Annotated in this window: 16 protein-coding genes; 7 read left to right on the top strand and 9 right to left on the bottom strand. The window is 65.9% G+C overall.

Annotated features, from left to right (window positions below):
* Window positions 1-11: 11 nt before the first annotated feature.
* From M5C98_RS00615 to sucC, 6 genes are all read right to left on the bottom strand, one after another.
* Window positions 12-518: a pilin gene (locus M5C98_RS00615; RefSeq protein ID WP_272550358.1), complete on the bottom strand. Its 507-nt coding sequence runs from the start codon at window positions 516-518 to the stop codon at window positions 12-14.
* Window positions 519-759: 241 nt separating this feature from the next.
* Window positions 760-1,422, bottom strand: a complete 663-nt coding sequence (locus tag M5C98_RS00610; protein ID WP_272550357.1) for an FHA domain-containing protein — start codon at window positions 1,420-1,422, stop codon at window positions 760-762.
* Window positions 1,423-1,476: 54 nt separating this feature from the next.
* Complete coding sequence (locus M5C98_RS00605; RefSeq protein ID WP_272550356.1) at window positions 1,477-2,283, bottom strand: Stp1/IreP family PP2C-type Ser/Thr phosphatase; 807 nt, start codon at window positions 2,281-2,283, stop codon at window positions 1,477-1,479.
* Between the two features lie 290 nt (window positions 2,284-2,573).
* On the bottom strand, window positions 2,574-3,266 hold the full coding sequence (locus M5C98_RS00600; protein ID WP_272550355.1) for a TerC family protein: 693 nt from the start codon (window positions 3,264-3,266) through the stop codon (window positions 2,574-2,576).
* Between the two features lie 127 nt (window positions 3,267-3,393).
* Window positions 3,394-4,290, bottom strand: coding sequence for a succinate--CoA ligase subunit alpha (sucD, locus tag M5C98_RS00595; RefSeq protein ID WP_092742583.1), 897 nt, complete (start codon window positions 4,288-4,290; stop codon window positions 3,394-3,396).
* A gap of 15 nt (window positions 4,291-4,305) precedes the next feature.
* Entirely contained in the window at window positions 4,306-5,466 is a 1,161-nt protein-coding gene (gene sucC / locus M5C98_RS00590; protein WP_272550354.1) for an ADP-forming succinate--CoA ligase subunit beta, read from the bottom strand.
* 167 nt (window positions 5,467-5,633) lie between these two features.
* Between sucC and argC the strand changes: the two genes are divergently transcribed.
* Entirely contained in the window at window positions 5,634-6,566 is a 933-nt protein-coding gene (gene argC, locus M5C98_RS00585) for an N-acetyl-gamma-glutamyl-phosphate reductase (protein WP_272550353.1), read from the top strand.
* Between the two features lie 46 nt (window positions 6,567-6,612).
* Here the strand turns inward: argC and dprA are convergent, their stop codons facing one another.
* Together dprA and M5C98_RS00575 are read right to left on the bottom strand one after the other, a co-directional pair.
* Window positions 6,613-7,797, bottom strand: a complete 1,185-nt coding sequence (gene dprA, locus M5C98_RS00580) for a DNA-processing protein DprA (RefSeq protein WP_272550352.1) — start codon at window positions 7,795-7,797, stop codon at window positions 6,613-6,615.
* Between the two features lie 69 nt (window positions 7,798-7,866).
* Window positions 7,867-9,075 carry a LysM peptidoglycan-binding domain-containing protein gene (locus M5C98_RS00575; protein ID WP_272550351.1) on the bottom strand — a complete coding sequence of 403 codons (1,209 nt, stop codon included), beginning with the start codon at window positions 9,073-9,075 and terminating at the stop codon, window positions 7,867-7,869.
* Window positions 9,076-9,276: 201 nt separating this feature from the next.
* On the opposite strand from M5C98_RS00575, the gene def reads away from it, so the two are divergent.
* From def to M5C98_RS00545, 6 genes are all read left to right on the top strand, one after another.
* Window positions 9,277-9,786 (top strand): peptide deformylase, encoded by a 510-nt coding sequence (gene def, locus M5C98_RS00570; protein WP_272550350.1) that lies wholly within the window; start codon window positions 9,277-9,279, stop codon window positions 9,784-9,786.
* Window positions 9,783-10,298, top strand: coding sequence for a hypothetical protein (locus M5C98_RS00565; RefSeq protein ID WP_272550349.1), 516 nt, complete (start codon window positions 9,783-9,785; stop codon window positions 10,296-10,298). Before def ends, M5C98_RS00565 begins: the two co-directional genes overlap by 4 nt.
* Before the next feature lie 22 nt (window positions 10,299-10,320).
* On the top strand, window positions 10,321-11,388 hold the full coding sequence (locus M5C98_RS00560) for a methionyl-tRNA formyltransferase (RefSeq protein WP_272550347.1): 1,068 nt from the start codon (window positions 10,321-10,323) through the stop codon (window positions 11,386-11,388).
* Complete coding sequence (locus M5C98_RS00555) at window positions 11,385-12,206, top strand: AzlC family ABC transporter permease (protein WP_272550346.1); 822 nt, start codon at window positions 11,385-11,387, stop codon at window positions 12,204-12,206. Before M5C98_RS00560 ends, M5C98_RS00555 begins: the two co-directional genes overlap by 4 nt.
* Window positions 12,203-12,538 (top strand): AzlD domain-containing protein, encoded by a 336-nt coding sequence (locus M5C98_RS00550; protein ID WP_272550344.1) that lies wholly within the window; start codon window positions 12,203-12,205, stop codon window positions 12,536-12,538. Before M5C98_RS00555 ends, M5C98_RS00550 begins: the two co-directional genes overlap by 4 nt.
* Before the next feature lie 101 nt (window positions 12,539-12,639).
* Complete coding sequence (locus M5C98_RS00545) at window positions 12,640-13,833, top strand: phosphoglycerate kinase (RefSeq protein WP_272550343.1); 1,194 nt, start codon at window positions 12,640-12,642, stop codon at window positions 13,831-13,833.
* 86 nt (window positions 13,834-13,919) lie between these two features.
* On the opposite strand, the gene M5C98_RS00540 is transcribed toward M5C98_RS00545, so the two are convergent.
* Window positions 13,920-14,837 (bottom strand): DMT family transporter, encoded by a 918-nt coding sequence (locus M5C98_RS00540; protein ID WP_272550342.1) that lies wholly within the window; start codon window positions 14,835-14,837, stop codon window positions 13,920-13,922.
* Window positions 14,838-14,876 lie beyond the last annotated feature (39 nt).

Genomic DNA, 14,876 nt, shown 5'->3' with positions numbered 1-14,876 from the left:
CAATTCGTTGATTACTTGCACGAGCCAGGCGCGTACTTCGCCATGTCGCCCGAGGAGGTGCAGCGCCATTCAGAAATCTGCACGCCGCGGTGCGCAGCATTGGTCGAGGGAACCAAGGCCGTAGTGCTGTTGAGGTAAGGGGTCAGGGTCAAGGTACCGGTAGGCGCGTTCGTGGTGATACCAAGAGCGGTGAAGTTAGGCGTCACCGTGATCACGCCATCGGCCGTGGTCGTGATGCTCTGGACCATTTTGGTCGGGCCGGAACCAGCGGCGTTGGCGGTATTCGCTTCGCAACCCCAAGCATTGGTCGTCGAAGGAACAAAGTCAGAACGCATCGTTTGCACGGCTTCGCTGATGGTCGTGCGGCATTGCGAAGCAGCCAACACCACTTCAGCAGCACGTGCCTTGATGGTGTAGTCCTTGTAAGCCGGCAGGGCCACGGCAGCCAAAATACCGATAATCGCCACCACGATCATCAATTCAATCAGGGTGAAACCCTTTTGCAAATTGCGCTTCATATATCTCTCCTAGGAGGTCGATTGCAAATAAAAACCTGCAGAAGAATTCTCCAGGTCCGCCTACAACTCAGCAGGTTCCATGCCAAGACGGCTCATCCAAAAAACAGGGGCAAGAGCCAAAAGCCTCGGCCCAAACCGTCCAACTCCCTGCATTTCTGACAAATTTGTCCGCCACCCCTGTCACAAGCAGATGCGCGAGTTACGAATCACGACGCATCGCAAACCAACTGACGCAAACCGATCAGCCCTGGACAAACTCCATCTCCGTCCCTGCAAGGGCCAACCGATCACCACTCTTCAAGAGTACCGGCTCATCCGCCATCACCGTGCCATTCAACTGAGGGCGTTGCGCGCCTTCCACGTGCGACAGAACAAACCCATGGTGCCGCTTGGTGATCGATGCAACCGCCACGCCGGGCTTGCCAATGGTGGTCACCACCTTGACCAATGCCACCTCGCGCCCTGCCGCAGCCCCTGAACAGACCCGAATGGACGCGCTCAGTACCGCAGCGGGAGACGACCCGGCCCCGGAGAGCGGTGCAGAGCGAGACGTCAGCGGCCGGGGGGGCACCATGCCCGGCTTGAAAATCATCGTCTTCTCGAAGTTCTCGCCGTCGTTTTCCTGCAGGAAGCGGATCTTGTACTTGCCCACTTCCACCGTATCCCCGTTGCGCAGCGGCTGACGCTTGACGGGTTGTCCGTTCACATGCGTTCCATTGGTACTGCCCAAGTCTTCGATCTCGACCTCGTCAGGCGACACATGGAGCACGGCGTGTTCGCCGCTGACCGCCAAATTATCGATAACGATGTCGTTATAGGGGCGCCGGCCGAGGGTCGTGCGCTCTTTCGTCAATTGGACTTCCTTGATGACGACTCCGTCGATCGACACGATCATTTTCGGCATGATCAATTCCTCATTCTTTAATTGGTATGGTCGGCCGGGTGGCTGATTTCAAATCTAATCGGCACGCAAAAATCGCGACATCAGGCCGCGCTTTCTCTCAATGGTTCCCGCCTGAACCAGCAGCACGCTGATGTTGTCGCGGCCACCCCGGGCATTGGCGGCCTCGATCAGGTGGGCCGCTTTGTCCTCCAGGGGTTCCTGTACCAGCGCCAGCGCCTGAATCTGATCGTCTTCGACCATGTCGGTCAAGCCATCTGAACACATTACGAACAGATCCTGCGGCTCTACGAGGAACTCATTGATTTCCACCAGTACAGCACTTTCCACGCCAAGGGCACGCGTCACCAGATTGCGTTGCCCCGATATCGCGGCTTCTTGCGGCGTGAGGATGCCGGCATCCACTTGTTCTTGCAGCCACGAATGGTCGCGTGTGATCTGCCTCAGCACGCCGCGGCGCAGGCAATAGCACCGGGAATCGCCAATATGACCGAGGATCAGGCGATCCCCCAGAAAAATGCCGGCGACCACGGTGGTGCCCATGCCGGAGTATTGAGGATGGGAAAGCGATGCATCGAAGATGGCGTGGTTGGCACGCTCCACGCAGTCTTCCAGGGCTTTGCGCACTTCTGTCGGCGCAGCGTGGGCACCCGCCTGGGCAAGCCACTGGGTCATTTGGTCGTGAATCAGTCCCGTGGCCATGCCACTGGCGACTTCGCCCGCGTTGTAGCCCCCCATGCCGTCGGCCAGCACCGCCAACTGGGCGCTGGCGTCGGCGATCACGGCATCTTCGTTGTTCGAGCGCACCCGGCCTTGGTCGGTCCGGGCACAAAACTGGTAGTTCAGCTTGATTCCCAAGGTCATGCTTCACCCGGTGCAGGGAGAAGCAATACTGCGCCAGCGGTGGGCACAGCCTCCATTACGGTTTTTTGAAAATCCCCCATGTCGTACCCTGTTGCGTCTCGTTCCGCATCATAGACGACGGACCTATCGCTTAGAAGGCCGCAGGATTTGCAGACGCCAAGTTTTTCGTCCCCTGGCTTGCAGATGAAAGTGGCGCCCCGCGCCATGACAGGCCGAAGGCGCACGGCGAAAGCAAACGGAGCCTTGCGGCCCCTACCGCCCGCGCAGCCCGGAATGAATGAAATCCGCCCCTAACTCGCTGCCGCCGAATTTTGCTGAGCGCGCGCCTGCAAGAATTTACCCGCCCCCACAACGAACAGCGCCCCGAGAACGGCGGCCACATAGTGCAAGGAAGGATGGGCCAACACCACGTCGTGCAGTGCCGCATCGCTGGCGATGGTTTCGCCGCCCACCCAACCGATCAAACCTGCGCCGAACAGAATGATGATGGGAAAGCGCTCCATGAGTTTGATCATGAGCGTGCTGCCGAAGATGACGAGTGGAATGCTGATCGCCAAACCGAGGATCAGCAGCACCATGTTGCCATGCGCTGCGGCAGCCACAGCGATCACGTTGTCCAGGCTCATCACCAGGTCGGCAATCAAAATGGTGCGAACGGCCGTCATGAGCCCGCCGCCCGATTGGGCGCCTTCGCCGTCTTCGTCCCCATCGGTCATCAATTGCAGGCCGATCCACAGCAGCAGGCAGCCGCCGATGATTTGCAGGAACGACAGCTCCAGCAGCTTGGCAGCCACCACGGTCAGCACGATGCGCAGAACCACGGCCGCGCCAGAGCCCCAAAAAATGGCTTTTTTCTGCTGGTGCGGGGGAAGCGAACGCGCGGCCAGTGCAATGACCACGGCATTGTCGCCGGACAGGATGATGTTGATCCAGACGATCTTGACGAGACCGATCCAGAAGTCGGTCGTGTGCAGGAATTCCATGCGAGATATCTCCGTGTTATGAATGAAAGAGGCGCCCGAAACCAGGGTTTCGGGCGCCTCTTCTTTTATGGGAGAACGCAGTTTATCGGGGCTGCCGACCCCTTTCGTCCGTAGTTTTGCTTACGGATTACTTCAGCTGGGCCTTGAGCAGCTTGCCCAGTTCGGAAGGATTGCGGGTGATGATGAAGCCCGACTCTTCCATGATGGCAAGCTTGGCGTCGGCCGTGTCGGCACCGCCGGAGATCAGCGCGCCCGCGTGGCCCATGCGCTTTCCGGGAGGAGCGGTCACGCCGGCGATGAAGCCCACGATCGGCTTCTTCATGTTGGCCTTGCACCATTGAGCGGCTTCGGCTTCATCCGGACCACCGATTTCGCCGATCATGATGACAGCATCGGTGTCGGGATCGTCGTTGAAGGCCTTCATCACGTCGATGTGCTTCAAACCATTGATGGGGTCGCCACCAATGCCGACGGCGCTCGACTGGCCCAGGCCGACTTCTGTCAGCATGGCCACGGCTTCATACGTCAACGTACCCGAACGCGAGACCACGCCGATGCGGCCCTTGCGGTGGATGTGGCCGGGCATGATGCCGATCTTGATTTCGTCGGGCGTGATGAGGCCAGGGCAGTTGGGGCCCAGCAGCAGGGTCTTCTTGCCGCCGGCGGCTTCCTTGGCCTTCATCTTGTTGCGCACTTCGAGCATGTCGCGCACTGGGATGCCTTCAGTGATGCAGATGGCCAGGTCCAGGTCGGCCTCGACGGCTTCCCAGATGGCAGCGGCAGCGCCTGCGGGCGGCACATAGATCACCGACACGGTGGCGCCGGTCTGCGATGCGGCTTCCTTGACCGAGGCGTAGATCGGAATGTTGAAGATCGACTCGCCGGCCTTCTTCGGGTTCACGCCCGCCACGAAGGCGTTCTTGCCGTTCGCGTATTCCTGGCACTTTTCCGTGTGGAACTGGCCGGTCTTGCCCGTGATGCCCTGGGTGATGACCTTGGTGTCTTTGTTGATGTAGATCGACATGTGTGTTCTCCGGGCTTACTTGACGGCAGCAACGATCTTGGTCGCAGCTTCGGCCATGGTGTCTGCTGCAATGATGGGCAGGCCGGATTCGGCCAGCATCTTCTTGCCCAGCTCTTCGTTGGTGCCCTTCATGCGCACGACCAGCGGAACGTTCAGGTTCACGGCCTTGCAGGCGGTGATGACGCCGGTGGCGATGGTGTCGCACTTCATGATGCCGCCGAAGATGTTGACCAGAATGCCTTCGACCTTGGGGTTCTTGAGCATGATCTTGAAGGCTTCGGTGACCTTCTCGGGGGTGGCACCGCCGCCCACGTCCAGGAAGTTGGCCGGCTCGCCGCCGAACAGCTTGATGGTGTCCATGGTGGCCATGGCCAGGCCGGCGCCGTTCACCAGGCAGCCGATGTTGCCGTCCAGGCTGATGTAGGCCAGGTCGAACTTGGAGGCTTCCACTTCAGCCGGATCTTCTTCGTCCAGATCGCGGTAGGCCACGATTTCAGGATGGCGGAACAGCGCGTTGGCGTCGAAGTTGAACTTGGCGTCCAGCGCCATCAGGTTGCCCTTGGAGTCGCAGTTCAGCGGGTTGATTTCCACCAGCGAAGCGTCCGTCTCCATGTAGCACTTGTAGATCTTGGCGAAGATGTCCACGGCCTGGTCGATGGAAGCGCCGGTCAGGCCAATGGCTGCGGCCACCTTCTTGCTTTGCTCGACGGTGATGCCGGTCAGGGGATCGATCATCTCGGTGATGATCTTCTCGGGCGTGGAGTGCGCCACTTCCTCGATGTCCATGCCGCCTTCGCTCGAAACGATCAGCGCGACCTTCTGCGTGCCGCGGTCGGTCACCAGCGAGACGTACAGTTCATTCTTGATGTCGGCGCCGTCTTCGATGTACAGGCGGCGGACCTTCTGGCCTTCGGGGCCGGTCTGGTGCGTCTTGAGCTGCATGCCCAGGATTTCGCCCGAGATGCGCTTGACATCGTCGATGGTCTTGGCGACCTTCACGCCGCCGCCCTTGCCACGGCCACCGGCGTGGATCTGGGCCTTGACCACCCACACGGGGCCGCCGAGCTTCTGGGCAGCTTCTACGGCTTCCTGCACCGTGAAAGCAGGAATGCCGCGCGGAACGGGCACACCAAAATTGCGCAAGATTTCCTTGCCTTGGTATTCGTGAATCTTCATGAGGTCTCTCTCGGGAAGGATGTTGGTAACCCGTTTGCCATGAGCAGATGTCTGGCCGCGGGCGGGTGACATGGCAACCGGCGACTGTATCATGCTGCGATGCACCATCCCTTGCGGATGCCACGTACCACGGCGGGCCCCACGGCCATCTTTTGCAGGAGCATTCCATGTCCAAAGTCTTTATCGACGGCGAAGCCGGCACCACGGGCCTGCAGATCCGCGAACGCCTGCAGGCGATGCCGCAGGTGCAAGTGGTCAGCATCGCGCCCGAGCGGCGCAAGGACCCGGCCGCCAAGCGTGAACTGATCGCCGGCGTGGACCTGGTGATCCTGTGCCTGCACGACGATGCCGCCCGGGAGACGGTCGCCATGGTGGACGAGATCGAAAAGGCCAACGGCCACCGCATCAAGGTGATCGACGCCAGCACGGCGCACAGGACCGTGGCGGGCTGGGTGTTCGGTTTTCCCGAACTGGCTGAGGGCCAGAGCGATGCGGTGGCATCTGCCACGCGGGTGGCCAACCCCGGCTGCTATGCCACGGGTGCGATTGCGCTGCTGCGCCCGCTGGTGGAAGCCGGCCTGGTGCCGGTCGATTTCCCGCTGGCCCTGCCTTCGGTGAGCGGCTACTCGGGCGGTGGCCGTTCGATGATCGAGGCCTACGAGCAAAACGCCGCCCCGGCGTTCGAGCTGTATGCCCTGGGCCTGTCGCACAAGCATCTGCCCGAGATCATGAAATACACCGGCCTGACCCGCCGGCCGATCTTCGTGCCGGCTGTGGGGAACTTCCAGCAAGGCATGCTCGTGCAGTTGCCGCTGCACCTGGACCTGCTGCCCGGCGCGCCCAAGGCGTCCGACCTGCACGACGCCCTGGTTGCGCACTACGACAAGAGCAACACGCCGGACCGATGGGTCAAGGTGCTGCCGCCGACGGACGACGGCAAGCTGGACGCCCTGGCGCTCAACGACACCAACCAGCTCGAACTGCGCGTGTTTGCCAATGAAACCTACCGCCACGCGGTGCTGGTGGCCCGCCTGGACAATCTCGGCAAGGGCGCAAGCGGCGCGGCGGTGCAGAACCTGAAGCTGATGCTGGGCTTGTGATGGGTGGTGGGTGGCGAGGCCGGCGCTGCCGTCAGCGCGGCCGGCCTCAAGCCCGCCCCATGCGCTGAAAGAGACCTCCGGGCAATCGGGCCACCTGCCCCTCCAATTCAAGCTCGAGCAAGGCCACCTGCAGCGACGCCGCGCCCATGCCGGTGCGCGCCACCAGGGCATCCAGTCCGGTGGGATCGAACCCCAATGCCTGCAGCAGCGCTGCGTGTTCTCCCGTGGACTCCTCTTCATCGCTCTCCAGCGAGAGCGCTTCGGCCGTGGAGGCAGCCAGTGGCACCCCGGGCGGCGCCAGACGCAACTCTTCCAGCACATCCTGTGCGGACTCGACCAGCTTGGCGCCTTGCCGGATCAAAGCATGGCAACCGCGGGACTGCGGCGCATGGATCGAGCCAGGGATGGCGAACACCTCCCGCCCCTGCTCGGCCGCCAGCCGGGCCGTGATCAGCGAGCCCGAAGCCAGCGCGGCTTCCACGACCAGCGTGCCTTGAGACAGCCCCGCGATGATGCGGTTGCGCTTCGGAAAATTGCCCGCCAGCGGCGGCGTGCCCAGCGGGTATTCGCTCACCAGCACGCCGTTTTGCGCGATGCGGTGGGCCAGGTCCAGGTTCTTGCGCGGATAGACGCGGTCCAGCCCTGTTCCCACCACGGCGATGGTCGCGGGCAGGTCACCGGCCTCGTTGCTTGCCCCACCGTCCAGCGCACCTTCGTGCGCCGCGGCATCCACCCCGAGCGCCAGGCCGGAGACGATGCACAGGTGTGCGCTGCGCAGCGCACGCGCGAACTGCCGCGCATGGTCGGCGCCCTGCGCCGTGGGATTGCGGCTGCCCACGATGGCCACGCAGCGCTCGGTCGTCCAGAGCGCCGACTGGCTCAGAAACCGCGGTGGCCCCATGAGGTAGAGCATGAGGGGCGGATCTTCGGTGGCCAGCAGGCCCGGGGGATAGGCCGGATCGCCCAGCGTGACGATCTGCCGGGCCGGCTGTCCCGACGCAGCGCCGTTCAGCCATTGCCAGGTGGTTTCGACCAGCGCGTCGAGCGTGGGCGGCACGGTGCCGAGGGCCCGCGCCTGGGCGGGCGTGGCGCAGGCCTGCAGGGCGGCTTGCGATGCGGTGAACAGGTTTTGCGGCAGGCCGAACGCGGCCAGCAGCCGGCGCGCGGCGCCATTGCCGACGCCGGGCGTGAGCGCCAGCCGCAGCCAGGCGGCCAATTCATCACGATCCATGGAGGTCAAAGAGGTATTCCAAGGGGCGTCAGCAAAGACGCCCCCTTGGACAAGGGGCCGCAGGGCTTGTTACTGCGGATTGACGAGGCGGTCGCCGACCCGCACGCCCTGCTGCACCTGCAGCAGCAGCACATAGGAGACGCGATCGAACGTGCGGAACACCATGCCCACGCCGTTGGCCTCGCTGGGCAGCTTGATCATCACCTTGTCCTCGTCGGTCTTGTCCTTGATGCGCTCGCCTTTGGTGAGCAGCGTGAGGACATGGCCGGCCTCGATGCCGTCACGGGTGCCGCGGTTGATGGCGATCACCTGGTTCTGCGCGGCGTAGGCCACGGCAGAGCTGCCATACAGCGACACGACGCGCGCATCCACCGGGGCCTGCGGCGCACGCGGCGTGTAGCTGGCATAGCCGCGGGCGGGGGCGGGCAGCAGGCGGTCGCCGGCGCGCATTTCTTCCTTGGCGCTGCTCAGGTCCACGGTGGCGGGCACCACGTCCACCGTGACTTCGCCCTTGGAATCGCGCGTTTCCTCGGTGGTCTCGCCACGCACCAGCTCGGCCTTGCCGACGTACTGGGCTTCGTAGCCCAGGATCTCGCCGGACTCGGGGTCCTTCATGGGGATGGCATTGCGGAACACGCGGTACTGGCGCGGCACGCCAGGGCCCAAGCGCAGCGGATTGCCCGTGGCGCCACGCACGTAGGCCCGGTCGCCGCTGGCCATGAGCACGCGTTCATCGACCGTGGCGACGATGCGCGGGGCCTGCTGCAGCGTGAGTTCGTCCACCACCAGCGGCTCGACGAGGAACGGCTCGATCAGGTGGGGCTGCAGGGTGGGCAGTGCGGTGCCTGCCAGGCTGTCGGTGCGGGTGCGGGGCGAAACGCGCACGGTGTCGCTGGGCACCTGGCCCGACGGGCTGGTGCGCAGGCGGGCATAGCCGTCCACCTTTTCCAGGTAGAGCGTCTGGCCGGGGAAGATGAGGTGCGGATTGGGGATGGCCTGCAGGTTCATGCCCCAGAGTTCGGGCCAGCGCCAGGCGCGCTGCAGGTACATGCCGGAGATGCCCCAGAGGGTGTCGCCGCGCTTGACGACATAGGTGTCCGGTGCGTTGGCGGCCAGTTCCGACATCGGCACGCCCCTGGATGCCACCTGCTGGGCGGTGGCCCGCTGATCCGTGGTGACGGGGTAGTTCTGGGCATGCGCCGGGCTGGTCAGCAGGGCTGCGGCCAGAAAAGCCAGCGCCCCCAACGCCGTGGGTCGCAAGCCTGTGGATGCCGTCATGTTGTTCCTCTTGTCATGCATTGCGAAACGCCCCTCGCTGGCGCCAGCGTGTGTTTGTTGGTCACAAAACTCGCCGGTTGATACGTTACAAACCTTCTCGGATTCTCAGCCCAAGCCCTTGATTGGGCAACGATTATTGCGGCGGCGGGCGGCCACTCCCGTCAAAAGTGGCGAAAATAGCGACATCTTTCCGGGCTCGCCATGGCTATTCTTCCTATTCTCTGTTACCCCGATCCTCGCCTGCACACCGTCGCCAAGCCGGTCCAAACCGTGGACGACCGCGTGCGCGCGCTGCTGGACGACATGACGGCCACGATGTACGACGCGAGCGGCATCGGCCTGGCCGCCACGCAGGTGGACGTGCACGAACGCATCGTGGTCATCGATGTCTCCGAAGGGCACGATCAGCCCCAGGTCTTCATCAACCCCGAGATCGTCTGGGCCAGCGACGAGAAGACGGTCGGCGAAGAAGGCTGCCTGTCGGTCCCCGGCATCTACGACGGCGTGGAGCGATCGACTTCGGTCCATGTGCGGGCGCTCGATGCCCAGGGCCAATCCCGCGTGGTCGAGGCCGAAGGCCTGCTGGCGGTGTGCATCCAGCACGAGATGGACCACCTGCTGGGCAAGGTGTTCGTCGAATATCTCTCGCCCCTCAAACGCAACCGCATCAAGACCAAGATGCTCAAGCAACAACGTGAGGCACGCTCATGATCGCCTGGCGCTCCCTTTCCCTGTCTTCCCTGGCGCGCGGCGTGGCCGCCATCGGCATGGCGCTCGCGCTCACTGCCTGCGCTTCGCCCGACTTCGTCAAGCCCGGCGCCTCGCGCGCCGAGGTGCTGCAGAACCTGGGCCCGCCGGTCTCCGTCACGCCGTTGCCCGGCGGCGGCGAACGGTTGCTGTACACCACCCAGCCCGCGGGCCGGCAGGTCTATCACATGGACTTCGACGCCGGCGGACGGCTCGTGCGAACGGACCAGGTGCTGACCTTCAACAACCTCGCCGGCATCCCGGCCGGCTGGACGGTGGACGACGTGCGCCGCACCTTCGGCCCGCCGATGCTGGTGGAGCGCGTGGCGCGCTTCGATGGCGACATCTGGACCTACCGCTTCCGCGACGACCTGGGCACCCGGCGCTTCGGCCACGTGCACATCGACCCGCGCGGCGTGGTGGTGAAGGTGATGTTCACGGACGAGCCCGATCCCCGCGACCTGCTGGGGTTCTGACGCCGCCCGCCGCATCGCCTTCATGAAGATCATCTTCGCCGGCACGCCCGACTTCGCCCGCGTCGCCCTGCAGCGCCTGCTGGACGCCGGCTTCACCGTTCCCCTCGTCCTGACCCAGCCCGACCGCCCCGCTGGCCGAGGCATGAAGCTGCAGGCCTCGCCCGTCAAGCAGTGCGCGCTGGAGCATGGCATTGCCGTGGCGCAGCCGCGCAGCCTGCGCCTGGACGGCAAGTACCCCGAGGACGCCACCGCCGCGCGCGATGCGCTGGTTGCCGCCGGGGCCGATGCCATGGTGGTGGCCGCCTACGGCCTGATCCTGCCGCAATGGGTGCTGGACTGGATGAGCGCCGCACGGCCGCCCGAAGGCGCGAAGGCCCCCCCGGGGGGCAGCGAACCACGCGCAGCGGGGAGCGTGGGGGCCCGCGGACTGGGATGCCTGAACATCCACGCCAGCCTGCTGCCGCGCTGGCGCGGCGCCGCACCGATCCACCGCGCGATCGAGGCGGGCGATGCCGAGACGGGCGTGACCATCATGCAGATGGATGCCGGCCTGGACACGGGCGACATGCTGCTCATCGAAAAGACCGCCATCGGCCCCAGAGACACCACGGCCGCGCTGCACGACCGGCTGGCCGACCTGGGCGGCCGCATGATCGTCGAGGCGCTGGAACTGGCCGCCCGCGGGGGCCTGGCCGCCACGCCGCAGCCCGCTGAGGGCGTGACCTATGCGCACAAGATCGAGAAGGCCGAGAGCGCCATCGACTGGGCCCTGCCCGCCGAGGCGATCGGCCGGCGCATCCGCGCCTTCGACCCGTTTCCCGGCGCATCGACCACGCTGGACGGCGAGGCAATCAAGGTGTGGAGCTATGAAATCGATAGCACGATGCCGGCGGATTCCATGCCTTGCGGCCAGATTCTGTCCGTGAACGACGCCGGCGTGACGGTGGCCTGCGGCCACGGCACGCTGCGCCTGACCACGCTGCAGCGCGCGGGCGGCAAGCGCCTGCCGGTGGCCGATTTCCTGCGCGGCTTCGCGCTCGCACCCGGCATGGTGCTGGGGGGCGGCGCGCTGGCCAAGGCGCGGGAATGAGCGCACAACCCCTCGGCACCCTCGTGCGGCATCCCTCGTACCGCCAGGGCGTGCTGGACATGTTCGGCACCTGCGTGGGGGTGGGCGCCTGGGGGCTGGTGACCGGCGTGGCGATGGTCAAGAGCGGCATGTCGGTGCCGATGGCGATCTTCATGTCGCTCGCGGTGTACGCGGGCAGCGCGCAGCTCACGGTGATTCCGCTGATGGCCGTCGGCGCGCCGCTGTGGGTGGTGTGGCTCACGGCCTCGTGCGTGAACCTGCGCTTCGTCATCTTCAGCAGCCTGTGGCGCAGCTACTTCGCGCACCTGCCGCTGCGACAGCGGCTGGCGGTGGGGTATTTCAGCGGCGACGTGATCTTCGTCGCCTTCATGAAGCGCTTTCCCAAACCCGTGCCGCAGCCCGAGCAGGTACCGTACTTCTGGGGCGCCGCGTCGATCAACTGGGTGGCCTGGCAGGTGCCGTCGATCACCGGCATCCTGCTGGCCAACGTGGTTCCGCTGTCGTGGGGCCTGGGTTTTGCCGGCGTGCTGGCGCTGCTGGGCGTGATGCTGTCCATGCTGTTCGACCGCGCCACCTGGCTGGCCACGGGCGTGGCCATGACGGCGGCCATCGCGGCGTTCGCGCTGCCGCTCAAGCTCAACATCCTCGTGGCGATCGCGGCGGCCGTGGCCGTGGGCCTGATCATCGAGGCGGTGGACCGCCACCTGCGCCGCCCCCAGGTGCTGCTGGTGCCGGCCGAGAGCGTGCTGCCCCCCGAGGAGAAAAAGCACGTGCAGGACGGCGACGTGGTGCCGCTGCGCGAGGAGCGCCACCCATGAGCTGGTCCTGGATCGAGCCGACCATCGCCATCCTGGGCCTGGCCGCCATCACGCTGGTGTCGCGCGCGTTCTTCATGATTCCCGATCGCGAACTGCCCCTGCCCGACTGGCTCAAGCGCGGCCTCAAGTACGCGCCGCTGGCCGCGCTGGCCTCGGTGATCGCGCCGGAGATCTTCATGGCGCAGGGCGAGCTGATCGGCACGCTGCAGGACGCGCGCCTGCCCTCCGTGCTGTGCGCCGCGGGCTACTACTTCTGGCGCCGCGGCATCCTGGGCACCATCGTCGTGGGCATGGTGGTGTACCTGCCGCTGCACATCGGCCTGGGCTGGTAGCCCACGGGCGGCGCCGGCCGACACGGCCGGGCACGGGGCCGCACCTACAATGCGGCGCAGTTTTCCACCCTCCCCGCGCCGCCCGCCGGCCTGATCGATCCATGCACATCCTTCGCTTTTCCGACCTCTGCGCCCAAGGCCAGGCCCGTGGCCAGCGCGTGTTCATCCGCGCCGACCTGAACGTGCCGCAGGACGACGCCGGCCACATCACCGAGGACACGCGCATCCGCGCCTCGGTGCCCTGCATCCAGATGGCGCTGGATGCCGGCGCCGCCGTCATGGTGACGAGCCACCTGGGCCGCCCGACCGAGGGCACGCTGCAGCCCGCCGACTCGCTCGCCCCCATCGCCCGGCGCCTGTCGGAGCTGCTGGGCCGCGAGGTGCCGCTGGTGACCGACTGGGTGGACGGCGTGGCCGTGCAGCCTGGCCAGGTGGTGCTGCTGGAGAACTGCCGCGTGAACCCCGGCGAGAAGAAGAACGACCCCGCGCTGGCGAAAAAGATGGCCGCGCTCTGCGACATCTACGTGAACGACGCCTTCGGCACCGCGCACCGCGCCGAGGGCACGACCTACGGCATCGCCGAATACGCCAGGACCGCCTGCGCCGGCCCGCTGCTGTCGGCCGAAATCGACGCCATCACCAAGGCCCTGGCGCACCCCGCACGGCCGCTGGCGGCCATCGTGGCGGGCAGCAAGGTCTCGACCAAGCTCACCATCTTGAAGAGCCTGGCCGACAAGGTGGACCAGCTCATCGTGGGTGGCGGCATCGCCAACACCTTCATGCTGGCTGCCGGCCTTCCGATCGGCAAGAGCCTGGCCGAGCCCGACCTGCTGGACCAGGCCCGCGCCGTGATCGACGCCATGAAGGCGCGCGGCGCCGAGGTGCCGATCCCCACCGACGTGGTGGTGGCCAAGACCTTCTCGGCCGATGCGCCCGCCACGGTGAAGGCCGCCGCCGACGTGGCCGACGACGACCTGATCCTGGACATCGGCCCCGAGACCGCGAAGAAGCTGGCCGCGCAGCTCAAGCAGGCCGGCACCATCGTGTGGAACGGCCCGGTGGGCGTGTTCGAGTTCGCCGCGTTCGAGAACGGCACCAAGGCCATCGCCCAGGCGATCGCCGAATCGAGCGCGTTCAGCATCGCGGGCGGCGGCGACACGCTGGCGGCCATCGCCAAGTACGGCATCGAGAAGGACGTGGGCTACATCTCCACGGGCGGCGGCGCCTTCCTGGAAGTGCTGGAAGGCAAGACGCTGCCGGCCTTCGAGATCCTGCAAAAACGCGCCCAGGGCTGAACCGGCTGCGGGTGCACGCCCGCATGCCTGCTTGCTATTCAATTAATAGCAACATGCCCTAGTGTTTATTGCGCTGGAGGCACTTTTCATACTGCACCCGCCGCACCCGCCGCACCCGCTGTGGCCGCCGGGCGCTGCGGCCACAGCACCGAGGCGATCGCCAGCACCATCAGCGCCACGGCGGCCCAGTCCTGCCAGTGCAGGCGCTCGCCCAGCCAGACCGCGCCGCTGAACACGCCCAGCACCGGGATCATCATCACGCTGAGCGTGGACGCCACGGGCGGCAGGCCGCGCACCAGGAAGAACCAGGCCGGCTGCGCGAAGCCGAGCACCAGCACCGCATTGAAGGCGATGGCGCCCCAGCCCACGGCGGACGGGGCATGCCAGCGGTCGCTCTCCAGCAGCAGCGACAGCAGGCTCAGCACCACCGCGCTTTGCACCGTCATCCAGAACGACAGCGTGAGCACCGGCAGCGGCAGGGTGCTGCGCCGCAGCAGCTGCGTGCCCAGCGCCCAGCAGGCGGCGGCGGTGAGCATCAGCCCCACGCCGACGGGCCGGCCGCCGAGCTGGCTGAGTTCGTGCCACAGCAGCAGCAGCACGCCCCCGGCCGCCGCCGCCACGCCCGCCCAGGCGCGCGGCGCCAGGCGGTGGCCGAAGCACAGCGCGCCCAGCACGGCCGAAAAGATCGGCATGGTGTAGCCCAGGATGGCCGCGCGCCCGCTCGAGAGCGACGGAATGGCCGTGATGCTGAAGGCGTGCCACAGCACCATGTTGACGATGCCCAGTCCCGCCAGCGGCAGCCAGTACGCGCGCGGCACGGCGAACGGGGCCTTGAGCAGCACCAGCGCCAGGGCCAGCACCGGCAGGCCGAGCCACAGCGAGATCGCGCGGAAGGCCAGCGGCGGAAAGCCCGCCACGCCGAGCTTCATGACCGGCCAGTTGAAGCCCCAGATGAGGGTGACGAGGATCAGGGCGACGAGCTGGCGGGGGGACAGGGCGGGCATGCGCGGCATTGTGCCGGGACGGGCGCGTCGGCGCTCGCG

Origin of the sequence: Acidovorax sp. NCPPB 3576, assembly GCF_028473605.1 — a bacterium.
GTDB lineage: Bacteria > Pseudomonadota > Gammaproteobacteria > Burkholderiales > Burkholderiaceae_C > Paracidovorax.
Note: the sequence above shows the minus strand (reverse complement) of the source record. Positions and strands in the feature narration are given on the sequence as shown.